This window comes from Sphingopyxis sp. 113P3 (genome assembly GCF_001278035.1).
Lineage (GTDB): Bacteria > Pseudomonadota > Alphaproteobacteria > Sphingomonadales > Sphingomonadaceae > Sphingopyxis.
The window spans coordinates 3,948,731-3,967,754 of record NZ_CP009452.1 but is presented as its reverse complement, the minus strand read 5'-3'; the positions used below and the strand labels follow the sequence as shown (position 1 = coordinate 3,967,754).

Genomic DNA, 19,024 nt, shown 5'->3' with positions numbered 1-19,024 from the left:
ACGTCGCCGTTATCATGGCAAGTTGCAGCCGCGCGCGCGCGCGGCTTGGCATGCTGCCTGCTATTGGAATTTGCTATGGCTGGAGTCCGCTACGGCAAATTCGTACTCAGTCGGCGCCGAGAATCATCGTGCCACTCGAGCAGAACCATCCGCCGGTTCCGCTGACGCAGGCGAGCTTCGCGTCTTGCACCTGGCGCGCGCCGCAGCCGCCGCGCAGCTGGCGCGCGGCCTCGACCAGCAGGAAGAGTCCCCGCATGCCCGGGTGGCACGCGGAAAGGCCGCCGCCGTCGGTGTTGACCGGTAGCGCGCCGTCCACGCGAAGACGACCGCCTTCGACAAAGGCGCCACCTTCGCCTTTTGCACAGAAGCCGAGATCCTCGAGCGTGATCAGCGCCATGTAGGTGAAGGCGTCGTAGATCTGGGCAACATCGATCTCGTCCGGACGAATGCCGGCGCGTGCGAAGGCGACCGGGCCGGTCATTGCCGCCGGCGACGTGGTAAAGTCGTCCCACTGGCTCATCGAAACGTGCGAGCCGGCCTCCGCGCTGCCGAGAACCCAAACCGGCTTGACCGCGAGGTCGGCAATACGGTCCTCCGCCACCATGACGACCGCGGCGCCGCCATCGGAGCGGATGCAGCATTGCAGCTTGGTAAAGGGATCGGCGATCATGGGGCCGTCGAGCACCTCGGCGATCTCGATCGGCTCGCGATAGGCAGCGAAGGGGGTGAGGCTCGCATTATAGCGGGCCGAAACCGCGATCTCCGCCATCTGCTCCAGCGTGGTGCCATATTCGTACATGTGACGCCGCGCGGCCATCGCATATTTGGAAATCAGCGTATGCCCGAAAGGCGCTTCGAACTGACTTGGTCCGCGCGTGCCCCACGACAGGCTTGCGGTGCGTAGCTTCCGCTTGAGATCGGTTCGTGCGGTCGATCCATAGGCCAGCAGAATGACGTCGGCATGTCCCTCGGCGATTGCGTCGGCGGCGTGGGCGGCCATGACTTCCCAGGTCGCGCCGCCGACGCCCGTCGAGTCGATCCAGCGCGGTCTCAGCCCCATATATTCGGCGACTTCGAGCGGTTGCAGCGCGCCGAGGCCCGCCGAGGCAAACCCGTCGATGTCCGATGGTTTCAAGCCAGCCTCCTCAATCGCCGCGCGCGAGGCCTGGGCGTGCAGCGCATATGGTGTCGCCTCGGGCGATCCGGGCTGTCCCGACAATCCTACGCCCGCAATTGCAACTCGCCGACCCATGCAATGTCCCCTTCGATTGATCATGGCATTCATAGGCCATTCATACCCTACTGACTGTCACCGTAATGGGGACTCGTCGAGCGCGGTGGACCCTCGCTAGGCCATGTTTGGACAACGGCTTGAGAAGCGCGGAGGAATGGCGTTGGAAGAGAGTGCGACCGACATGGTGTTGGGCGAGGTCGCCAACGGCGTCCTGCGCATCACGCTCAATCGGCCCGACCGCGCGAACGCGATCGCCGCAGAGGGTCGCGAACGGCTGATCGCGCTGCTTGCCGAGGCCGATACGGATGTCGAGATTCGCGCCGTGCTGCTGCAATCGACCGGCAAGCACTTCTGTTCGGGCGCCGATGTCGGCCGCATGTCGAGCGCGATGGCGACCCCACGGCCGGTCGGGATGACGATGCGGACGATGCTCGGGGGAGCGCAGCGGCTCATTGCGGCGGTGCTCGACTGCGGCAAGCCGGTCGTTGCGGCGGTGCAGGGCCCGGCGGCCGGCATGGGCGCCCATCTCGCACTCGCCTGCGACCTGGTCGCCGCCGCTGAAGAGGCTTGGTTCTCGCAGCCGTTCGTGCTGCGGGGCCTCGCGCTGGATGCGGCGGGGGCTTATCTCCTGCCGCGGCGCGTTGGCTTGCAGAAGGCCAAGGAACTTGCCTTTCTCGGGGACCGCTTGACGGCGCGCGATGCGCTCGCGCTCGGTATGGTCAATCGTGTTTGCGCCGCGGAAAAACTGGCTGTCGAGGCTGACGAACTGGTTGGACGCCTAGCGGGAGGCGCGACGACGGCGATCGGCCTGTCGAAGCGTCTGTTGAACGCCTCGCTCGACAGCGATCGCCAGGCCGCCTTCCTCGCCGAAGCGATGGCACAGGAGATCAATGGCAAGACCGATGACGTCAAGGAAGGGGTTGCTGCCTTCGTGGAGAAGCGCCCCGTCAACTTCAGGGGATATTGATGGCGAGCAGCGGGCCGCGCTTCGACCTGCCGACGATCGAAGCAGAGACCAAACCGTTCTGGGATGCATTGCGCGAAGGCACGCTGATGCTGGGGCGATGCGAGTCCTGCGAGCAAGTCCATTACTATCCGAGGCCGATGTGTCCGCATTGCTGGAGCGAGATGGTCACGCTCGTCCCCGCCAAGGGTGGGGGCACGCTCTACACCTGGTCGACAGTGTTCGTGAACGACCTTCCACCGTTCAACGCCAAGCTGCCCTATGTCGCGGCCCAGGTTGATCTGGAGGAGGGCGTGCGCGTCACCACGATCATCACCGGCGCATCGCCCAAGGAGCTCGAGATCGGCATGCCGGTCGAACTCGGGTTCGAGGCGATCTCCGACGAAGTCACCATTCCGGTATTCAGTCCGGCAAGGAGCTAGAAGCACATGACGGGAATTCTTGAAGGCAAGGTGGCGCTGGTCACCGGGGCCGGGCACGGTATCGGACGCGGCCACGCGCTCGAACTGGCGCGGCAAGGCGCAAAGCTGATCATCAACGACCTTGGCGGTAACGCGAATGGCGAGGGGCAGGGACGCGATGCCGATGTGGTGGTCGACTTGATCAAATCGCGCGGCGGCGAAGCCGTTGCCGACTATGGCGATGTCAGCGACGAGGCCGCGGCCGCGGCGATGGTGAAGCGCGGCATCGACGAGTGGGGCCGGATCGACATCGTCGTCAACAACGCCGGTATCGTCCGTGACAAGGCCATCTGGAACATGTCCGTCGAGGATTTCGACCTGGTGATGAAGGTCCATCTTCGCGGCACCTGGCTGGTCTGCCGTGCGGCCGCGCAACATTGGCGTGCTGCCGCCAAGGCGGGCAACGGCCGCTATCCCGGCCGGATCATCAACACCACCTCGGGCGCCGGCCTGCTCGGCAATTTCGGTCAGACCAACTATGCCGCTGCGAAGGCCGGCATCGCCGGACTTACGCTCACTCTCTCTTTGGAACTCGCATCGATCGGCGTGACCGCGAACCTCATCTCGCCGGGGGGGCTGACGCGCATCTCATCGACAATCGGCATGGGCGCGCCCAAGGAGCCGGACGAATTCGACGCCGAGATCTTCGACCCGATGGACCCGTCATTGGGATCGCCGGTTGTGGCGTGGCTCGCCAGCGATGAGGCGCAGATGGTCAGCGGCCAGTGTATCCGGGCGGTTCGCGACCGTCTGTCGGTGCTCAAGGGCTGGCATGAGGGCGCGGGACTGTCGAGCGGCGAAAAGCGGTGGAAGACGGAAGAACTTGGCCGGATCATCGGCACGGATCTGTTCGGCACGCGGACAGCCGGCCTGCGCCTGGGAGGTTGAACCATGACGACCTTGTTGAGCCGCGAAACGCTGCCCGGTCTTGTCGGCCGGACCCTGGGGCCCGGCGAATGGCTTGAGATTACGCAGGAGCGCGTAAATGAATTCGCGCGTGCCAGCGGCGACCATCAGTGGATCCATGTCGATGTCGAGAGGGCCAAGACCGGGCCCTTCGGCACGACCATCGCCCATGGCCTGCTCACGCTATCGATGATCGCAGCCTTGAATCAAGGCATGTTCAAGTTTGACGGATTCAAGATGGGACTGAACTACGGCTATGAGAAGGTACGCTTTCCCAGTCCGGTTCCAGTCGGATCGCGCCTGCGGGTGGCCGCCAAGATCCTGAGCTTCGAGCCGGTTGGCCCGATGTTTCAGACCATCATCGAATATGTGGTCGAGCGGGAAGGGGCCGAAAAGCCGGCCTGCATCGCACAGATGGTGTTCCGCCACGCAGTTTGAATTGGAGGCTGGATCCATCCTCGGATCGCCGGGCATTGCACAGATCTCGACGGGTGTCGCACGCGATGCCCGTGTCGATGTGCCGCCGCCGGGTTCAGGCGGATTCGGGAACGGAGCGCCAGTCTTGCCCGGCTGGCACCACACGATCCACCGGCCGCGCATCGCTGCCGCTCCATGGACCGTGGTGGGGAGCGAGAGGAGGGGCGCCTTCCTGATGATTGCGCAGGGCGCGCAAAAGCATCATTCGCATCTGCACGATCGCGACATCGCTTGACGAAGGATGTTCGCGCGTACGGTCGGCGATGGCGCCCATGCTGACCTGCACGACGATATCTTCCTCGAGCAGATTATCGGTGAACCCGGTGAAGTGCCCTGCAGACATCGCGACGCGATCCTGTCCCCAATTGTCTTCCCGCGAGCCGTTGAACGGGGCAAAATCATGGCGCTCGACCCGCCCGTTGCCGATCAGGGCCTGCACGCGCGGGGTGTCCTCGCCGATCGCGAACGACTCGGAAAAATAGCCGAAGAAGAGCAGATGATGCGTGTCGTCGATCGGCACGCCGATGAAGATCGATCCCTCATTTCGTCCGGATCCAGGCACCAGATTTATGAAAGGCGCGACGAACTGCGTGGTGCGGACATAGGTGGAATCATCGGCCAAAACACGCAATGCGGTCGCGCTGAGCCCGAAAGGCGTTCGCTCTATCTCGTACCGAGGAGCGACCGCTTTCAACGCCAAGCCGATCGTACCACCGGCAGGTGAGGTGCTCGCAGCGAGCCGCGGCACCCAGCTCTGATGCAATGTGCCGACATGCGCGGAGTCGAGCGCGCCCTCCACACCCTGCAGCCAATTGCAGTCAACCTTGGTCACCGTCATCCAGACACGATCTTCGGGCAGCTCGAAGAAGGGTAGATTCGGAAAGTCGGCTGCGGGAAGATCGCCAAGCCAGACCCAAACCAGACCGCCGTGCTCCCGAACGGGATAATGACGCGTGCGAATCCCCTTCAGAAACGCGGTTTGGTCGCCATGATGTGTCGGTGCTTCGACGACCTTGCCCGTTGCATCCATTGCCCAGCCGTGAAAGATGCAGCGCAGCATGCATCCTTCGTGGCGCGCGAGCGCCATCGACACGCCGCGATGCGGACAGGCTTCATCGATAAAGCCGATCTGGCCTTCCGTCGTTCGGAAAGCGACATAGTCGGTTCCCAGAAGGCGAACCCTCAAAGGGGCGTCGCCAACGACGAGCTGCGTGGAGATTGCGAATGGAAACCAAGCCCAACTGCGCAGCAACGCTCCCATCGGCGCCTCACCCTCCACGCGAGTAAGATTGGCATTTTGCTCCACGTTCAGCATTGCCGGTCCTCCTTTTAGGGGCTTCGTTTATCCGGATGATGTTCCCTATTTCCTCCTCTGTCTGTCCCCTGTGGCGGGGATTGTCCCGAATCCCCTTGGATTTAGTCTCGCCTGGACGAACAAGCGCGCGAGCGGACGACTGCTTCCGATGCATGCCAGCGGTCGTCCAACCCGGTCGCTGTAGACGACGCAATCTTCTGGAGGGGATGGGGGAATGAACCGAATTTCCGCAACGCGGACCCTGTTGACTGCGCTTGGCGCTTCGGCCGCGATCGGCGCCGTTGCATGGCCGTCCATCGCGTTGGCACAAGCCGAGCCGGCATCGGGACCGGCAGCGCAGAATGCCGAAGCGAACCACGATGACGGTGAGATTCTCGTCACCGCGCGACGCAAGGAAGAAAGCCTGCAAGCCGTTCCGCTTTCGGTCGCCGCCGTATCAAGCGACGAGTTGCGGACCGAGAATGTGCAGTCGCTGACCGATCTGCCTCGCGTCGCACCGGGTCTGACCGTCACGCCGAGCTCGCTGGGAAGCACCCGACCCGCCTATCAGATCCGCGGCCAGCGAGCGAACGCGACCCGTATCACCGCCGATCCCGCGATCGTCGTCTATTTCGCCGAAGTCGGTACGGCACGTTCTGCAGGGTCGTCGCAATCGGTGTTCGATCTCCAGTCGGTTCAGGTGCTCAAGGGTCCGCAAGGCACGCTATTTGGTCGCAATACGACGGGCGGCGCGATCCTGCTCACGCCCAACGCGCCGACGCGCGATTTCGAAGGATACGGCCAGCTTTCGGCCGGCAATTTTGGCATGCGCGATGCCGAGGGCATGCTCAACCTGCCGATCAGCGATGCGGTGCAGCTTCGTGTCGCCGGCAAATATCACAAGATGGACGGCTGGTTCCGCAATGCGCTGCGGCCGGGCGAGCGGAGCTGGGACGAAGACAACACGTCGCTTCGCGCCTCGCTGCGCTTGACGCCGACCGAAGATATCACCTCCGACTTCATCGGAACCTATTTCCGCAGCGATGTCCTGGGCTTCCAGCCGAAGCTGATTGGCTTCAATCCCGGCACTTTCCCGGTGGCCGCCTTAGTGCCGGCGGTTCAAGCCGAGCTGGCGGCCAGCAATGCGCTGGGTTTCTATGAGTATCGTGAGCTGCACAAGGCGCGCAACCGCGACAAGGTCCTGTCGATCCAGAACACCACTACGATCGAACTCGGCGACGACCTTTCGCTGTTCGGTTCGGCAAGAATCAAGAACATCATTGCCTATCGCGACATCAAGAACAACTTCAGTACGTTTGCCGATGGCTCGGGTTTGGGAATATTCTATACGTTCGGTAGATATGACGGCTATCAGTTCAGCAACGAACTCCAGGTTCAAGGTGAGAATGGCAATGTCGACTACGTTTTCGGTGCATTCTACTCCACCGAGAAAGGCGACGATTTCACCAACGCGCAGACGTTCAATGCCCTGCCGCTGAACTTTACCGATCTGACCGGCCGCAACGACAGCATCTCGACCTTCGCGCACGCCAACGTCAAGCTGCCGTCCATCGCAGATGGCTTGAGCGTATCATTTGGCGCACGCATCACCAAGGACACGCGCTATATCGATTCGCACGTCCGCCAGCAGCGTGCGCTGTCGGCGACGGTCACCGAGCCCAATGTGTGTCTGGCGAGCGGCGTGCCGATGGTGATCCCCAATCTGACCGATCGTTCGCTGTGCTCCTTCAAGACCAAAGCCACATTCACCGAGCCGACCTGGGACATCAGTCTCAACTATCAGTTCACGCCGGACAACCTCGTCTATGTGGCGCACCGTCGGGGCTATCGCGCCGGCGCCGCGCGTTCGGCGACTTCACCCGACGTTCGACCTGAGCTGGTCGACGATATCGAGATCGGGTCGAAAAACGAATTCGATCTCGGCGACGCCTCGATCCGGTTCAATGTCGCCGGCTATTATGGGTGGTACAAGGATCTTCAGCGTAACATTACGCTCGTCCTGAACGGCGTCACCGCGGCGCAGGATCGCAATGCGGCGAAGGCGCACGTCTATGGCCTCGAGACAGACCTCAACGTCGACATCGGCCGCATCGTAACGCTGTCGGCGTCCTACGCGCTCACCAAGGCGGTATATGACGACTATAGCAACGTCTTCAACACCCCGGGCGGGCCGGTCACCGTAGACAATTCGAGCGCTCTGTTCTCCTACACCCCTGAGCATATGTTCACCGCGAGCGCCCGACTTAACGTGCCGATGGCGCCGGAGAACGGAGAAGCTTCGATCTCGGCCACCTACTCCTATCAGAGCAGCTTCCAGACCACCGACTCCAACTCCAAAAACTGCGGCCCGAACGGTATCGAGCGCTGGTGCCTCAACCAGGTCGGTGTGGTGGACGGCTATGGTCTGGTCAATCTGCGCGCGGATTGGCGGAAACCGTTCGGCGCCCCCTTCGACATCGGCGCATTCGTCACCAACTTGACCGACGAAAAATATTATGCCGGCAAATATGCGCTCGTGAACGTGATCGGGTTGCTCAGCGCATGGCCCGGTCCGCCGCGTATGTACGGCCTGGAATTGCGTATACCGTTCGGTCGCTAAGGCAGCCGAAATTTGAATAAACGGGGCGGTCGCTGGACCGCCCCACAGACTGCTGACAAACCCCGTCGTTTTGCGGCGGGGTTTGTTGTTTGTGCTGTAGCATCGTTCGATTTGGGCTTTGGGTGCGGCGACAGATCTTCGTTTCGTGTCAGGCGAGTGCCGGGAGGCTTTCTCGGGTCATTGCCAGGGCGATTTTCTTGATATTCTGGGCTGCTGCGGCGATGAGACACTGGAACGCGACGCGTTTTCGTCCTCGGAAGCGAGCGTAGCGGTGTCCGTGGAGTTGCTTGGCGTCGGCGAACGAGCGTTCGACTGTTTCCTTTCGTCTTTTGTAGATGGCTTTGCCTTGCGGTGTGAGCCGTAAAGCGTCGACCCGGTCCCGAGAGTCCTGCCAGACGTGTCGTGTGATAACCCGCTGAGGCTTTTGCGCCGTTGTGCAGGAAGACAGCAAGGCGCAGTCGCGGCAGACGTTCGGATCGGACTTGTATTGGCGATAGCCATTGCGATCGGTGGTTGAATAGCCGAGCAACTGGCCTTCAGGGCAGCGGTAACCGTCGCTCTGCCCTTCCCAGACAAAGCGGCTTTTACGCATCATGCCTGGCCTTGGCCGGCTGGGATTGCGATATCCGGTCACCCCCATGATCTGACGATCTTCAAGGCCTTTGGCGATACCGGCGGTTGCATAGCCGGCATCCAGGCCAACGGCGGCAACATCGAACTGGAAACGTTCGCACTGACGATCCAGCCGTCCCAGATAGACCACGGAATCATGGACATTGGCTGGTGTTGTGTATGTGTCCGTGATGATCCCAAGGCGACCATCAACGGTGCGATGATCGAGGTAAAAGAACCCCTTGGGCTTGCCGTCGCGCACCATGTAGCCGCTTTCGGGGTCAGTCCTGGATACCTTGGTGCTCTTTTCTACCGGCTGCCGTTCGCGAGCCTTGAGAGGCTTGAGGTCATGTTCAGCGCGGTCGTCTTCGATCGCGCGATCGAGCGCATCCCAGTAATCGCTGCGCGACTTGGCGACCACCTTCAGATCATATTTGTTCTTATTGGCGTTGGCCTTCAAATGGGTGCTGTCCGTGTACAGCACGGTCCCGTCAACGAGGCCATGTTCTATGGCCTGCAACACGATCTGATCGAAGATGTCCTGCGCGATCGTGGTGTTATCGTACCGACGCCGACGGTTCTGCGAGAGCGTAGATGCATCAAACACGCCATCGGTCAGCTTCAGTCCAAGAAACCACCGATAAGCAACATTGACTTGGATCTCCCGAACCAACTGACGTTCGGATCGAATGCCGAAAAGATATCCGAGGAACAGCGCCTTGAACATCAAGGTCGGATCCAGCGGCGGGCGACCGTTATCCGCGCTGTAAAGTGGCGCCGTCAAAGGATGAATGAAGGAAAAGTCGATCACCGCTTCGATCTTGCGAAGCAGGTGATCCTGCGGGACCAGCTCTTCAAGCGTAACCATCTCAAGAGCGGTCTGGATAGGGCTAGGCGTTCTCAGCATGTCCCATAGAATCACAAAGCCCCGGCTCGCGCCAGGGCTTTGTCAGCAGTCTGAGGGGCGGTCGCTGGACCGCCCCTTTTCTTGCTCCGCTATTCGTCAGTCGGAAAGTTTACCCGGCCGGGACGCTTCGGTCGGCACATCGAACATCCAGGCGGCCGTCCAGCCGCCATCAACCGCAAGGGTCTGTCCGGTCACATAGCTGGCGAGGTCCGATGCCATGAACAATACGGCCTTGCCGATCTCGTCGGTTGTGCCGCGGCGCTGCATCGGCAGCCGTCGACGGAACGGACTCGCCGGGTCGTCCTCGGACGCCTGTTTGGGCAAGCGTTGTGTGATGATCGTTCCGGGCGCGATCGCATTGATGCGTATATCTGGACCCCATTCCACCGCCATCGATCGTACCAGGTTCATGAGCCCGGCCTTGGCGGCGCCATAGGGGGCATGGAACGGCGCCGAGGTCAGGCCGCTTACCGAATTGACCGCGATGATGGTCCCCTTGCGGCCGGTCGCGAGCATCCGCCGGGCAGCCGCACGCGCGCTGTAGAGCACCGATTTGAGGTTGAGATCGAACTCGCGATTCCAATCCGTTTCCGTCACTTCGAGCAGGGATTTCCAGCTCGACGCGCCGACGATGGTGACCATGATGTCGATCGGTCCGAAGGCGAGTTCGGCCTCCGCCGTCGCACGTTCGACATCGCTCCCGTCGGTGATGTCGCCGACCAGCGGGATTACGTCGCAGCCTTGTGCATTGAGCCGCGCTGCGGCCTCTTCGGCGCGCGCGGCATTCATGTCGACTACCGCGACACGGCATCCGGCTCGGCCCAGATAATAGGCCGAGCTTTCGCCCATGCCTTGACCGCCTCCCCAAACGATGGCGGTCTGGCCCTTGAGCCCCAGAAGGTCGATTGCGGCCATCTTTCTCTCCCTTGTGCCGTTGATTGTCGTCCGATCGGCTATCGACGCGCGAATTGACGTTCGAGGAAGCGGACGCCCGCATCGAGGCCCGCTGCGCTACCCGGCAAATCCGGGCCGAAGGTTGGCGCGACGTGTTGCATGTCTGGAACTATGCGGCATTCCACATCGACCCCGGCCGCTCCCAACAAGGAAAACAGCTTCAGGGTGTCGTCGAGCAGCACCTCGCCGCCGCCGGCAAGCACGAAGGTTTCCGGCAGCCCTTCGAGCGAGCCGAGTAGCGGCGAGGCGAGGGGATCGCCCGGGGAATGGCCCTGAAGGTACATTTCCCGCGCATCCAACGCCATCTCGCGCGAAAAGAGCTGATCGGTAGCGGCGGCACGATCATAGGATCCTGCAGCGATCCGCAGATCGAGCCAGGGCGAAAGCAGCCAAAGCGCATCCGCAGCTGCACCGAGATGCCATAATCCAAGCGCCAGATTGCCGCCCGCCGAGTCACCACCGATCACGAGCGGTTGATTGGTTTCAATCGCAGCAACTGCAGCACGCAGCTTAATCAGCGCTGCTGGAAAAGGATTTTCAGGCGCCAGCGGATAGCTTGGAAGGATGACGGTGCAGCCGAGCCGCGCTGCGACAGTCTCGGCAAATGGACGGGAGCGAGAAGGATTTCCGCCACGGAACCCGCCGCCATGAATATGAAACAGCACGCCATGGGCGTTCGGCGCGGCGCAGGACAGGCAGTGCAGCGGGCCGAGTTCGATCTGCTGGGTGACGACTTCAGGGCAGGGCGGATAGCCATTGCCGGGCAGGGCCATTGCACGTCGCTCGAGCAGTGTCGCCGGTGCGGCCCGGCCCGGCCTTAGCGGCGGTGGATCGAGTGGACATGACGTGGTGGGGCGACCCTTTGCATCGTGATTCATTTTGCGCGACATTACTGGCTCGCTGACGTTAGAGACGATGTGGAATGACAAGTGCGTTTCAGGCACTCAACACCCGCCGGAGGGGACAGCGACAGATGCAGCGAGCAGGAGAGCAGCCCGCCGACGACAGAGCCCAGGAAGGTAGTGTGCGGCACACCAGCAGCGAAATCAGGAACCCTGGCGAACGCCGAAATCTTTCGAAATCGGCGATTCGCGCGCTCGATGTCCTCGAGCATTTCGCGGCCGTCCGGCGCCCTCTGCGCGCCACCGATATCGCGCATGCGCTCGACCTTCATCCGTCCAGCGCTGATCAGCTGCTCAAGTCGATGGTCGATTCCGCCTATCTGCTGATCGATCCGGAGGGGAAGCTCTATCGGCCTTCGCCGCGGTTGTTGCCCTTCGCCAATTGGCTTGCGGAGAATTTCTTCGGCGGGGATGCGCTGCACGACCTCGTCACCGCGATCGGCGCGCGCACCGGGCAGATCGTCACGCTCGCGGCGCCGCAGATGGGATTGTTGCAGCTCGTCGACGTCACCACGCCGCCAGCGCTGGCAGGCCTGGTGCGCAAGGGCAGCCGCGTCTCGATCACACGCTCCACGCTGGGGGCCGCCTTTCTGGCCGCGCATGACGACCGCGACATCGAACGCTGGATCGCGCGCACGCCCGAGGCGCGCCATATGAATGACGAAGCTCGCGCAGAGCTCGACGCGTCGGTCGCTGCGGCGCGGGCACAGGGCTATGCCTGTGGCCTCAGTGACCGCCTGTTCTCGATCGCGCTGGCGCTGCCGCGGCCGACCGCTGGCATCCAGCTTGTGCTCGGCCTGGCCGGCCAGCCCGAATTTATCGAGCCGCGCGTTGAGGAACTGCATGGGCAGATGCGCCGCTACGCCGATAGCTTGATCGGTTCCTGAGGCTGTGCGCCGAGGTCGGCCTCGAGCAGCTTTCCGGTCAGCGCCATGTCGCCCAGATCAGGCTTGGCGAGCATATGGTGCCATGTCTGATAATGGAATGGCATGTTGACCTGAAGGCGGCCGTTCCGGACGTAATAGTTTCGCTCCATCGATCCGATGTCGGTCAGCCAGATCAGCTTGCTGGCGGCTTCGTCCAGGTGCTCATAATAGGACTCGAACGCGTCGCTGGTGACTTCAACCGCCGCATGCCCGCTCTCGATCGTATCGACGATCAACTGCGCGACATATTTGGTCCACATCTCGATCTGTGTTGGAATGGTGCCGCCGCCGCCGCTGACGCTCTGCGCGTTGGGACCGTATAGCACGAAGAAATTTGGAAATCCGTCGATCATCATGCCGAGATAAGCGCGCGCGCCGTCCTTGCCCCACCTATCCTGAAGCGACACGCCAGCGCGGCCGATATAGTCTGAGGGCCAGACATATTTCTCGACGCTGAAGCCGATCGCGGTCACGATCATGTCGACCGGCCGCTCCTCTCCGTCCTGCGTCACGATACTGGTCGGGGTCAGCCGCGAGATCGGTGTCGTGACGAGCTCGACATTGTCCTTGAGCAACGAGCGATACCAGTTGTTGTCGACGATAAGCCGACGCGAGAAGGGCGCATAGCCGGGCACGAGCTTTTCGATCAGATCCTGGCGGCCGTCGACCTGCTGGACGATATACTGGGTCAGCGCCTCCCGTAGCGCGTCGTTCGGCCGATTGACGATGCCGCCCTTCGCACGCCACTCCTCGTCGGGGACGAGAAACTGGTATAGGTTCAGCACAGGCAGCGTGCCCGTGTAGCGCGTCCAGTTCCAATAATAGGGCATGGTCTTACGGAGCCAGCTTTCACCCGGGCTCATCGGCTCGCCATAACGCTCGCGCGGCGAGATCCATTGCGGCGTCCGCTGGAAGACATAGGTATTTGCCGCCTCGTCCGAGATCCGGTCGAGCAATTGCACGCCGGTCGAGCCGTTGCCGACCACTGCCACCGACTTGCCGGCCGCGCTGTGCCGCTCGCCCCACTCGGTGCTGTGTACGATCTCGCCCTCGAAAGTATCGACGCCCTCGACACTGAGCTGACGGGGCGTCGAGAACAGCCCGGACGCGCTGACCACGAAATTTGCGGCAACTGGTGTGTGCCGGCCGCGGTCATCGATGACGTCGAGTCGCCAGAGCGAGACACGTTCGTCAAAGAAGCCGCCCTTGACGTCGTGATTGAACCGGATTTTCCCGAAGATACCGAATTTGTGTGCGATATGCTCGAGATAGGCGCGCACCTCGGCTTGCCGCGCAAAATGCTCGGTCCACGGATAGCGCTTCTCGAAGCTGAATTCATACATCGCGCTGGGCGTATCGACCCGGGCATCGGGATAGGTGTTGATGCTCCAGGTGCCGCCGATTTCGGACCGGCGCTCATAGATCACATAGGGGATGCCGAGCCGCTCGAGCTGGACGGCCATCCCCAGGCCGCTGAAGCCCGCGCCGACGATCGCCACCTGGAAGGAGCCGGGAAGTGACGGTGCTCGCCGCCGCCAGTTGGCAGCGCGCGGATAGTCGTCGAAGGCCGGCACCGGCCGACGAATGTCGAAGTCCTCGTCGCTGATGGGCTCCCCGCCCGCGACCAATTCCATGAACGCACGCAATTGGGTGTCGTTCGGTACGGTGAGCTGGTGTTCGTGCGGCTTGTCCGACAGGAACTCGACAGCTTTGTCGATCAGGCGTTGGCGATGCGATTCCGCGACCACAAAACTGGTACCGGCGCCCGCGCGGACTTCGACCCGCTCGACGGGGATGGCGGCGTACTCGGGATCTCCCGTTGCTTGCAGCAGCGCGATGCGCAATGCGTTGAGATCAGCCTCCTCGACTGCGTTTCGAATAAAGTCGCGATCCATCTCCACACTTCCCATGTCTCATCTTTCTTTGGTCACGTAGTTAGTGTGGCGCAAAGTTCTATGATCGATGTAGGGCTGTCAACAGAAGCGAGCTGGTAGATCAAAATATAATCTAGCGAAATATTTTACATATAGACGGAATTTTAAATCTGGACGCAATCATGAACGCATAAGCCAATTGCCCGAAAATAGGGCGATGATACTTGCGCTCGCGCCAGTGTCTTGGCGTTTGGTTATTGAGGCTTGAAACGCTCGCGCAGCGCGGCGAAGACCCGGACCTGCTCCTCCCGACCGGCCAAGCTGCTATTTGCGAGGCGCTCGACGTTGCGCGCCTGGGTGCGATCGAGATCGACAGCGAGTTCGATTGCAAGCTTTGCCGCGGCGAGCGCTTCGGCGGGCTGAGCGGCCAGGGCACGACAGAATTCATCAACCTTCGCGTCGAATTCGGCTGCCGGATATATCTCGTGAACGAGACCTGCGGTGAGCGCCCGGTCGGCGCTGATCGGACGATTGGCCATAATCAGCCAGCGAGCCCAGTGGCCGCCGATGGTCCGAACCAATCGGCTTGTGCCGCCCGACCCCGGGATCATGCCCATGTTGAGTTCCGGCAGCGCATAATGTGCCGCGTCGCTCGCCAAGCGAAAGTCGCAGGACAACGACATTTCGAGCGCGGCACCGAGACATGGTCCTTGGTGCGCGACAACGATCGGTTTTTCGAGCGCTTCGAATTCGTCGTAGAGCTGATGCCAGGCGGTCTCGCGATAGCGGCGCCTGAACCCTGAGGGACCCTCGTCCGTCGGGCCTCCGCCGAGCGCTGTCACATCCATGCCCGACGAGAAATAACGGCCCGCACCCCGGATAAGCAGTACGCGAAGGTCATCGTCAGCGGCAAAGACACCGAATGCGTCCTGCAACGCTGCCAGCATCGTCCGCGTGAAGGCATTGTACTTGTCAGGCCGATCGAAGGTGAAGGTGAGGATCGCGCCGTCGCGCTCCAGTTTCGTGTTTGGGTCCGCCATGCCTAGCTCCTCGTACGTGGCAGACCCAGGCCTGCCTCCGCGACCAGGCTGCGCTGAACCTCGCTAGTGCCCGCGTAGATGGTGCTGGGAACCGCACGGCGATATTCTTTCTCGATGCGGCCAGGCGATGTGTAGCCTTGTAGCAATGTGTCGGGCGCCGCGAGGGCCATCAGTTCCGATCCGCAGACGACCCAGCTTTCGCTGCCGAACAGCTTTGCGCTCGGGCCGTAGTGCTTGCGCGGTTTACCCACGCCGAAACCCCAAGCCGTACGGCGACTGAGGACGTCGACGACTTCGAGCCGGGTCGCCGAGCGCGCGAGCGTCGCACGAACGCTGCGATCCTCGATCATCGGCTTGCCGTCTCGGGATTTGGAGCGCGCCCATTCCACCGCGCTGACCAGCATGTGCTTAATCGCACCGACATAATGATCGCCAGAGCCCTGTTCCATCGTGAGCGCCGCTGCCAGCACCTTCACGCCACCGTTAACCTCGCCCAAGCGATAGGCGTCGGAGACACGCACGCTCTCGTAGAAGGTCGTGTTGGTACGCTCGTCGCCGATCGTTTTGATTTCATCGCAGCGATAGCCGGGTGCGTCCAGCGGAAGCGCGAACAGCGTCACGCCGCCATGCTTGTCCTCGCCGGTACGTGTCAGCATCAGAGCATATTGCGCAATATGGCCTTGCGACGTGAACATCTTCTGTCCGTCGATGATCCAGTCGTCGCCGTCTCGGACCGCCTTGGTTCGCGCCGCGAAAATGTCTGATCCGCATGAGGGCTCGGAATAGCCGAGCGATCCATAGGCTTCGGCAGCGGCAAGTTTGGGCAGAATTTCGGCCTTCGCCTGATCGGACCCGAAGTGCAGCACCATCTTTCCAAGCATGTCGGACACCGAGATGACGACATGACCCCAATCATATTCGGTAAAGACCTTCTTGATCGCGGCGACCGAAAAGCGATCGCACGCGCTGCCGCCATGTTCGACGGGCCAGTCCGGGTACAGAAGATTGACCGCAGCGAGCTTGCGGTACAGCTCCGGGTCGAAGAAGTCATCGGAGTTGAAGTGCGCTTCGCGCCGTTCGGGCGTCGCATGCTCACGAAAGATTTGTCGCACGGTCTCGGCGACTTGGAGCGCCTGTTGCGGATACTCGAATGTGATGGCGGTATTCCCCGCGGCGGGCAAAGCGGGTGTCGCGCCGGACCAGAGGCGGTCGGCGATTACCGGCAGATCGTCATCCGGATTTCCGGCCAGCAGCGACCATTGCGTGACGCGGCGGAAATAGATTTGGGCGTCATATTCCATGGTCATGCCGTAGCCACCGAATACCCGCATCGCCTTGATCACCGCGGGGCGGCATGACTCGGCGGCCCACCAGGCGCTCATTCGTATCAAGGCGCCTGCCTTGGGCTGACCCGCCGCGAGCGCTTCCACGGTCCTCCATATGAGGAGCGCTGCGCCCTCGACTTCGCAATAAGCTTCTGCAAGCGGATGGGCGAGCCCTTGATAGCTGCCGATGGGCCGGCCGAACGCATGCCGTTCCTTAGCGTAATCAGCCGCCATCAGGATTGCCTTGCGCGCCGCAGCGGCGCTGGCCGCGGCGTTGAGCAGCTTCCACTCTTCGATTGCTGCATCATAAGCAGCAATCGCCTCGGGTCCGGATGCGATCACCTCGCCCACGTTGCCGCCGAGCGCGACCCGTCGCGCGGCGCTCGATCCGATATTGGCTTCGGGGATGCCAAAGGGACCGGCGAGCGCGCGTATCTCGTCATCGCTGCGAAATAAGATCCGATCGGCCGCGCCCGCGGCATCGATCAACTGCTCACCCCCGTCGGCGGGTTGCAGGGCAAGCGCGACGATCTGCCCTTCGGCAACCTCCGAGACTTCTTCTCCAAGCACAGCCAGCAAGCGCGCGGTGACGATAATGTCGAGCGCGGGGATCACCGGCACGAACTCACCGAAGATTTCGGCGACCACCACGGCGTCCATCAGGCCTGCGCCGGCGCCGCCTTGCATTTCCGGTACCCGGAGCAGGGGTAGGCCCATTTCGACGAACGCTCGCCAGGTATCGGGATCATGGCCGGATCTCTCGGCCTCGCGGATGCGGGACGGCGGCGAAGACTTGGCAAAGGCGCGCGAGAGCGCGTCCCTGAGCATTTCCTGATCCTCGGTCAACTCGAGATTCATGCCGGATCCTTTTCCTGTGCGGCGAGCGATCGCACTCGCTCGCGCAGTTCGGTTTTCAAGATTTTTCCTGCTGGGGTGCGCGGAAAATCGTCGACGATCACAAGGCGCTCGGGCGTCTTCTGGCGCGCAATGCCGGCCGCTCGGAAATGCGCGGCAACGTCGTCGATGGTGAGTGTGGCCGATTCCTTCAGCCGGACGAAGGCGCCGACGCGCTCACCCATGCGCGGGTCTGGCCAGGCAACCACGGCCGCTTCGGCGATGCCGGGATGGAGCACAAGCGTGTCCTCCACTTCCTTGGACGAGATATTCTCGCCACCGCGGATGATGATGTCCTTCTTTCGATCGACGATGCGCAGATAACCCTCCGCGTCCAGCTGGCCGATGTCGCCGGTATGGAACCAGCCGTCCTGCGCAAACGCAGCTTCATTGTGCGCCGGATCGAGATAGCCTTTGAACAGTTCCGGCCCGATGCTGACGATCTCGCCCGGAACGTCCGTTCCGACGGTGCGGCCGTCATCGTCGACCAGGCGCACCCGAACGCCTGGCAGCAATCCGCCATCGGTCGTTGCGCGCTTTTCGAAAGGATCTTCTGGAAACGCACCGGAGATGGTCGGATGCTCGGTCGAGCCATAGGTGCGCGTAGCGGGGCAGCCGAGCTTCTCAGCACGCTCCATCAGTGCCGAGGGAACGCTCGCCGCCCCAACCGACATCTGTACCAGGCCATGCGGGAACAGTTCGTCGGCATGATCGAGCAGAAACGAGATGATGACGGGCACCCCGCCCGCGCGGTCGGGGCGGTGGCGCTTGATCAACTCGATCGCCAGCTGCTCGTCCCACGCATCCATCATCAGGCAAGCATCGCCGGCCAGCAGCGGCCGCAGTGCTGCGATCACCCCGGCGCTGTGGCCAGCAGGCAACGGCAGCAGCTTCATGCTGCCGGTCGGCGAGGGCTCTGTGGGAAACAACGGGACTTCGGCGGCAAAGCTATGATGGGTATGGACGACGCCCTTGGGGACGGACGTGGTGCCGGAAGTGAACATGATCAGCCACGGGTCGTCGGGCTTCGCCCTGAGCGACGGCAGATCGGCATCGGTGCGGTCCAGGTCGTCCCAACGCGTGATGTCGCCGGGCATCGGTTCCGATCCCGCGACGATCACCTGCTCGAGCGTGGGCACGTCGCCAAGCGCAGCGATGCGTGCGCCATAGTCGATCTTTTTCCATCGATCGGGCACCACGAGGGCCTTTGCACCGACCGTGTTGATGATGAACGCCATCTCGGCGGGCCCGTAGATGTGGACCATCGGTACGAACACAAGCCCGAGGTGAAGGGCCGCGAGGAGCGTCAGTGATCCCTCGCGCCAATTCGGCATTTGCGACACCAGGACATCGCCCTCGCGTAGGCCGAGGCGGTGGAGGGCGGCCGCCACGCCGTAGCTTTGCTGTAGCAGCTCCGCTGCGGTCGTCCGGGACGGCCTTTCGCGCGATCCGAAGATGATGGGAACGTCCGGTCGTTCGCGCACGCGTTCCGCGATAAGTTCGCCGGTCAATTTGCCGCTGTGATAGCCCAGTCGCCGCCATTCATCCAAATAAGGTGCACGTCGCCGCCAATGCGGCGCTGCGTCCAGCGCGGCGAAAGCTTCTTTGAGATTCATGACCTATCTCCTCCCGTG

Annotated in this window: 15 protein-coding genes; 6 read left to right on the top strand and 9 right to left on the bottom strand. The window is 62.2% G+C overall.

Annotation, left to right across the window (positions count from 1 at the left end; genetic code table 11):
• Positions 1-106: 106 nt before the first annotated feature.
• Positions 107-1,135, bottom strand: a complete 1,029-nt coding sequence (locus LH20_RS19180) for a thiolase C-terminal domain-containing protein (protein ID WP_200905399.1) — start codon at positions 1,133-1,135, stop codon at positions 107-109.
• Between the two features lie 253 nt (positions 1,136-1,388).
• Here LH20_RS19180 and LH20_RS19175 point away from each other — a divergent pair, with 253 nt between their 5' ends.
• Genes LH20_RS19175 through LH20_RS19160 form a run of 4 tightly spaced genes read left to right on the top strand, consistent with a single transcriptional unit; the run spans position 1,389 to position 4,003 of the window.
• The gene (locus tag LH20_RS19175) at positions 1,389-2,201 is read left to right on the top strand and encodes an enoyl-CoA hydratase/isomerase family protein (protein ID WP_053555613.1); all 813 of its coding nucleotides are present in this window, start codon (positions 1,389-1,391) and stop codon (positions 2,199-2,201) included.
• A complete protein-coding gene (locus tag LH20_RS19170) occupies positions 2,201-2,620 on the top strand; it encodes a Zn-ribbon domain-containing OB-fold protein (RefSeq protein ID WP_053555612.1) in 420 nt (139 codons plus the stop codon). The genes LH20_RS19175 and LH20_RS19170 overlap by 1 nt, the downstream gene beginning before the upstream one ends.
• Positions 2,621-2,626: 6 nt before the next feature.
• Positions 2,627-3,547 (top strand): SDR family NAD(P)-dependent oxidoreductase, encoded by a 921-nt coding sequence (locus tag LH20_RS19165; RefSeq protein WP_053555611.1) that lies wholly within the window; start codon positions 2,627-2,629, stop codon positions 3,545-3,547.
• A 3-nt stretch (positions 3,548-3,550) separates the two neighbouring features.
• Positions 3,551-4,003, top strand: a complete 453-nt coding sequence (locus tag LH20_RS19160) for a MaoC family dehydratase (RefSeq protein WP_053555610.1) — start codon at positions 3,551-3,553, stop codon at positions 4,001-4,003.
• Positions 4,004-4,097: 94 nt separating this feature from the next.
• Here the strand turns inward: LH20_RS19160 and LH20_RS19155 are convergent, their stop codons facing one another.
• Positions 4,098-5,357, bottom strand: coding sequence for a Rieske 2Fe-2S domain-containing protein (locus LH20_RS19155; RefSeq protein ID WP_053555609.1), 1,260 nt, complete (start codon positions 5,355-5,357; stop codon positions 4,098-4,100).
• A gap of 214 nt (positions 5,358-5,571) precedes the next feature.
• Between LH20_RS19155 and LH20_RS19150 the strand changes: the two genes are divergently transcribed.
• Complete coding sequence (locus LH20_RS19150) at positions 5,572-7,956, top strand: TonB-dependent receptor (RefSeq protein ID WP_053555608.1); 2,385 nt, start codon at positions 5,572-5,574, stop codon at positions 7,954-7,956.
• 148 nt (positions 7,957-8,104) lie between these two features.
• On the opposite strand, the gene LH20_RS19145 is transcribed toward LH20_RS19150, so the two are convergent.
• The 3 genes from LH20_RS19145 to LH20_RS19135 form a co-directional block, all read right to left on the bottom strand.
• Positions 8,105-9,475 carry an IS1182 family transposase gene (locus tag LH20_RS19145; RefSeq protein WP_053555607.1) on the bottom strand — a complete coding sequence of 457 codons (1,371 nt, stop codon included), beginning with the start codon at positions 9,473-9,475 and terminating at the stop codon, positions 8,105-8,107.
• Between the two features lie 96 nt (positions 9,476-9,571).
• Positions 9,572-10,390 carry an SDR family NAD(P)-dependent oxidoreductase gene (locus LH20_RS19140; protein WP_053555606.1) on the bottom strand — a complete coding sequence of 273 codons (819 nt, stop codon included), beginning with the start codon at positions 10,388-10,390 and terminating at the stop codon, positions 9,572-9,574.
• A 38-nt stretch (positions 10,391-10,428) separates the two neighbouring features.
• A complete protein-coding gene (locus LH20_RS19135; protein ID WP_053555605.1) occupies positions 10,429-11,202 on the bottom strand; it encodes an alpha/beta hydrolase in 774 nt (257 codons plus the stop codon).
• A gap of 251 nt (positions 11,203-11,453) precedes the next feature.
• Here LH20_RS19135 and LH20_RS19130 point away from each other — a divergent pair, with 251 nt between their 5' ends.
• A complete protein-coding gene (locus tag LH20_RS19130) occupies positions 11,454-12,218 on the top strand; it encodes an IclR family transcriptional regulator (protein ID WP_053555604.1) in 765 nt (254 codons plus the stop codon).
• Here LH20_RS19130 and LH20_RS19125 read toward each other — a convergent pair.
• The 4 genes from LH20_RS19125 to LH20_RS19110 all read right to left on the bottom strand — a co-directional run bounded on the left by LH20_RS19125 (position 12,191) and on the right by LH20_RS19110 (position 19,006).
• Positions 12,191-14,152, bottom strand: a complete 1,962-nt coding sequence (locus LH20_RS19125; protein WP_053555603.1) for a flavin-containing monooxygenase — start codon at positions 14,150-14,152, stop codon at positions 12,191-12,193. The two genes, LH20_RS19130 and LH20_RS19125, sit on opposite strands and share 28 nt — an antisense overlap.
• Positions 14,153-14,385: 233 nt before the next feature.
• Positions 14,386-15,171: an enoyl-CoA hydratase/isomerase family protein gene (locus LH20_RS19120; protein ID WP_053555602.1), complete on the bottom strand. Its 786-nt coding sequence runs from the start codon at positions 15,169-15,171 to the stop codon at positions 14,386-14,388.
• A gap of 2 nt (positions 15,172-15,173) precedes the next feature.
• Positions 15,174-17,354: an acyl-CoA dehydrogenase family protein gene (locus LH20_RS19115; RefSeq protein ID WP_053555601.1), complete on the bottom strand. Its 2,181-nt coding sequence runs from the start codon at positions 17,352-17,354 to the stop codon at positions 15,174-15,176.
• On the bottom strand, positions 17,351-19,006 hold the full coding sequence (locus tag LH20_RS19110; protein WP_053555600.1) for an AMP-binding protein: 1,656 nt from the start codon (positions 19,004-19,006) through the stop codon (positions 17,351-17,353). The genes LH20_RS19115 and LH20_RS19110 overlap by 4 nt, the downstream gene beginning before the upstream one ends.
• Positions 19,007-19,024 lie beyond the last annotated feature (18 nt).

Coding starts and splice junctions, on each gene's coding strand:
- LH20_RS19175 (WP_053555613.1), top strand. CDS start 1,389: ATGGCGTTGGAAGAGAGTGCGACCGACATGGTGTTGGGCGAGGTCGCC.
- LH20_RS19170 (WP_053555612.1), top strand. CDS start 2,201: ATGGCGAGCAGCGGGCCGCGCTTCGACCTGCCGACGATCGAAGCAGAG.
- LH20_RS19165 (WP_053555611.1), top strand. CDS start 2,627: ATGACGGGAATTCTTGAAGGCAAGGTGGCGCTGGTCACCGGGGCCGGG.
- LH20_RS19160 (WP_053555610.1), top strand. CDS start 3,551: ATGACGACCTTGTTGAGCCGCGAAACGCTGCCCGGTCTTGTCGGCCGG.
- LH20_RS19155 (WP_053555609.1), bottom strand. CDS start 5,357: ATGCTGAACGTGGAGCAAAATGCCAATCTTACTCGCGTGGAGGGTGAG.
- LH20_RS19150 (WP_053555608.1), top strand. CDS start 5,572: ATGAACCGAATTTCCGCAACGCGGACCCTGTTGACTGCGCTTGGCGCT.
- LH20_RS19145 (WP_053555607.1), bottom strand. CDS start 9,475: ATGCTGAGAACGCCTAGCCCTATCCAGACCGCTCTTGAGATGGTTACG.
- LH20_RS19140 (WP_053555606.1), bottom strand. CDS start 10,390: ATGGCCGCAATCGACCTTCTGGGGCTCAAGGGCCAGACCGCCATCGTT.
- LH20_RS19135 (WP_053555605.1), bottom strand. CDS start 11,202: ATGGCCCTGCCCGGCAATGGCTATCCGCCCTGCCCTGAAGTCGTCACC.
- LH20_RS19125 (WP_053555603.1), bottom strand. CDS start 14,152: ATGGATCGCGACTTTATTCGAAACGCAGTCGAGGAGGCTGATCTCAAC.
- LH20_RS19120 (WP_053555602.1), bottom strand. CDS start 15,171: ATGGCGGACCCAAACACGAAACTGGAGCGCGACGGCGCGATCCTCACC.
- LH20_RS19115 (WP_053555601.1), bottom strand. CDS start 17,354: ATGAATCTCGAGTTGACCGAGGATCAGGAAATGCTCAGGGACGCGCTC.
- LH20_RS19110 (WP_053555600.1), bottom strand. CDS start 19,006: ATGAATCTCAAAGAAGCTTTCGCCGCGCTGGACGCAGCGCCGCATTGG.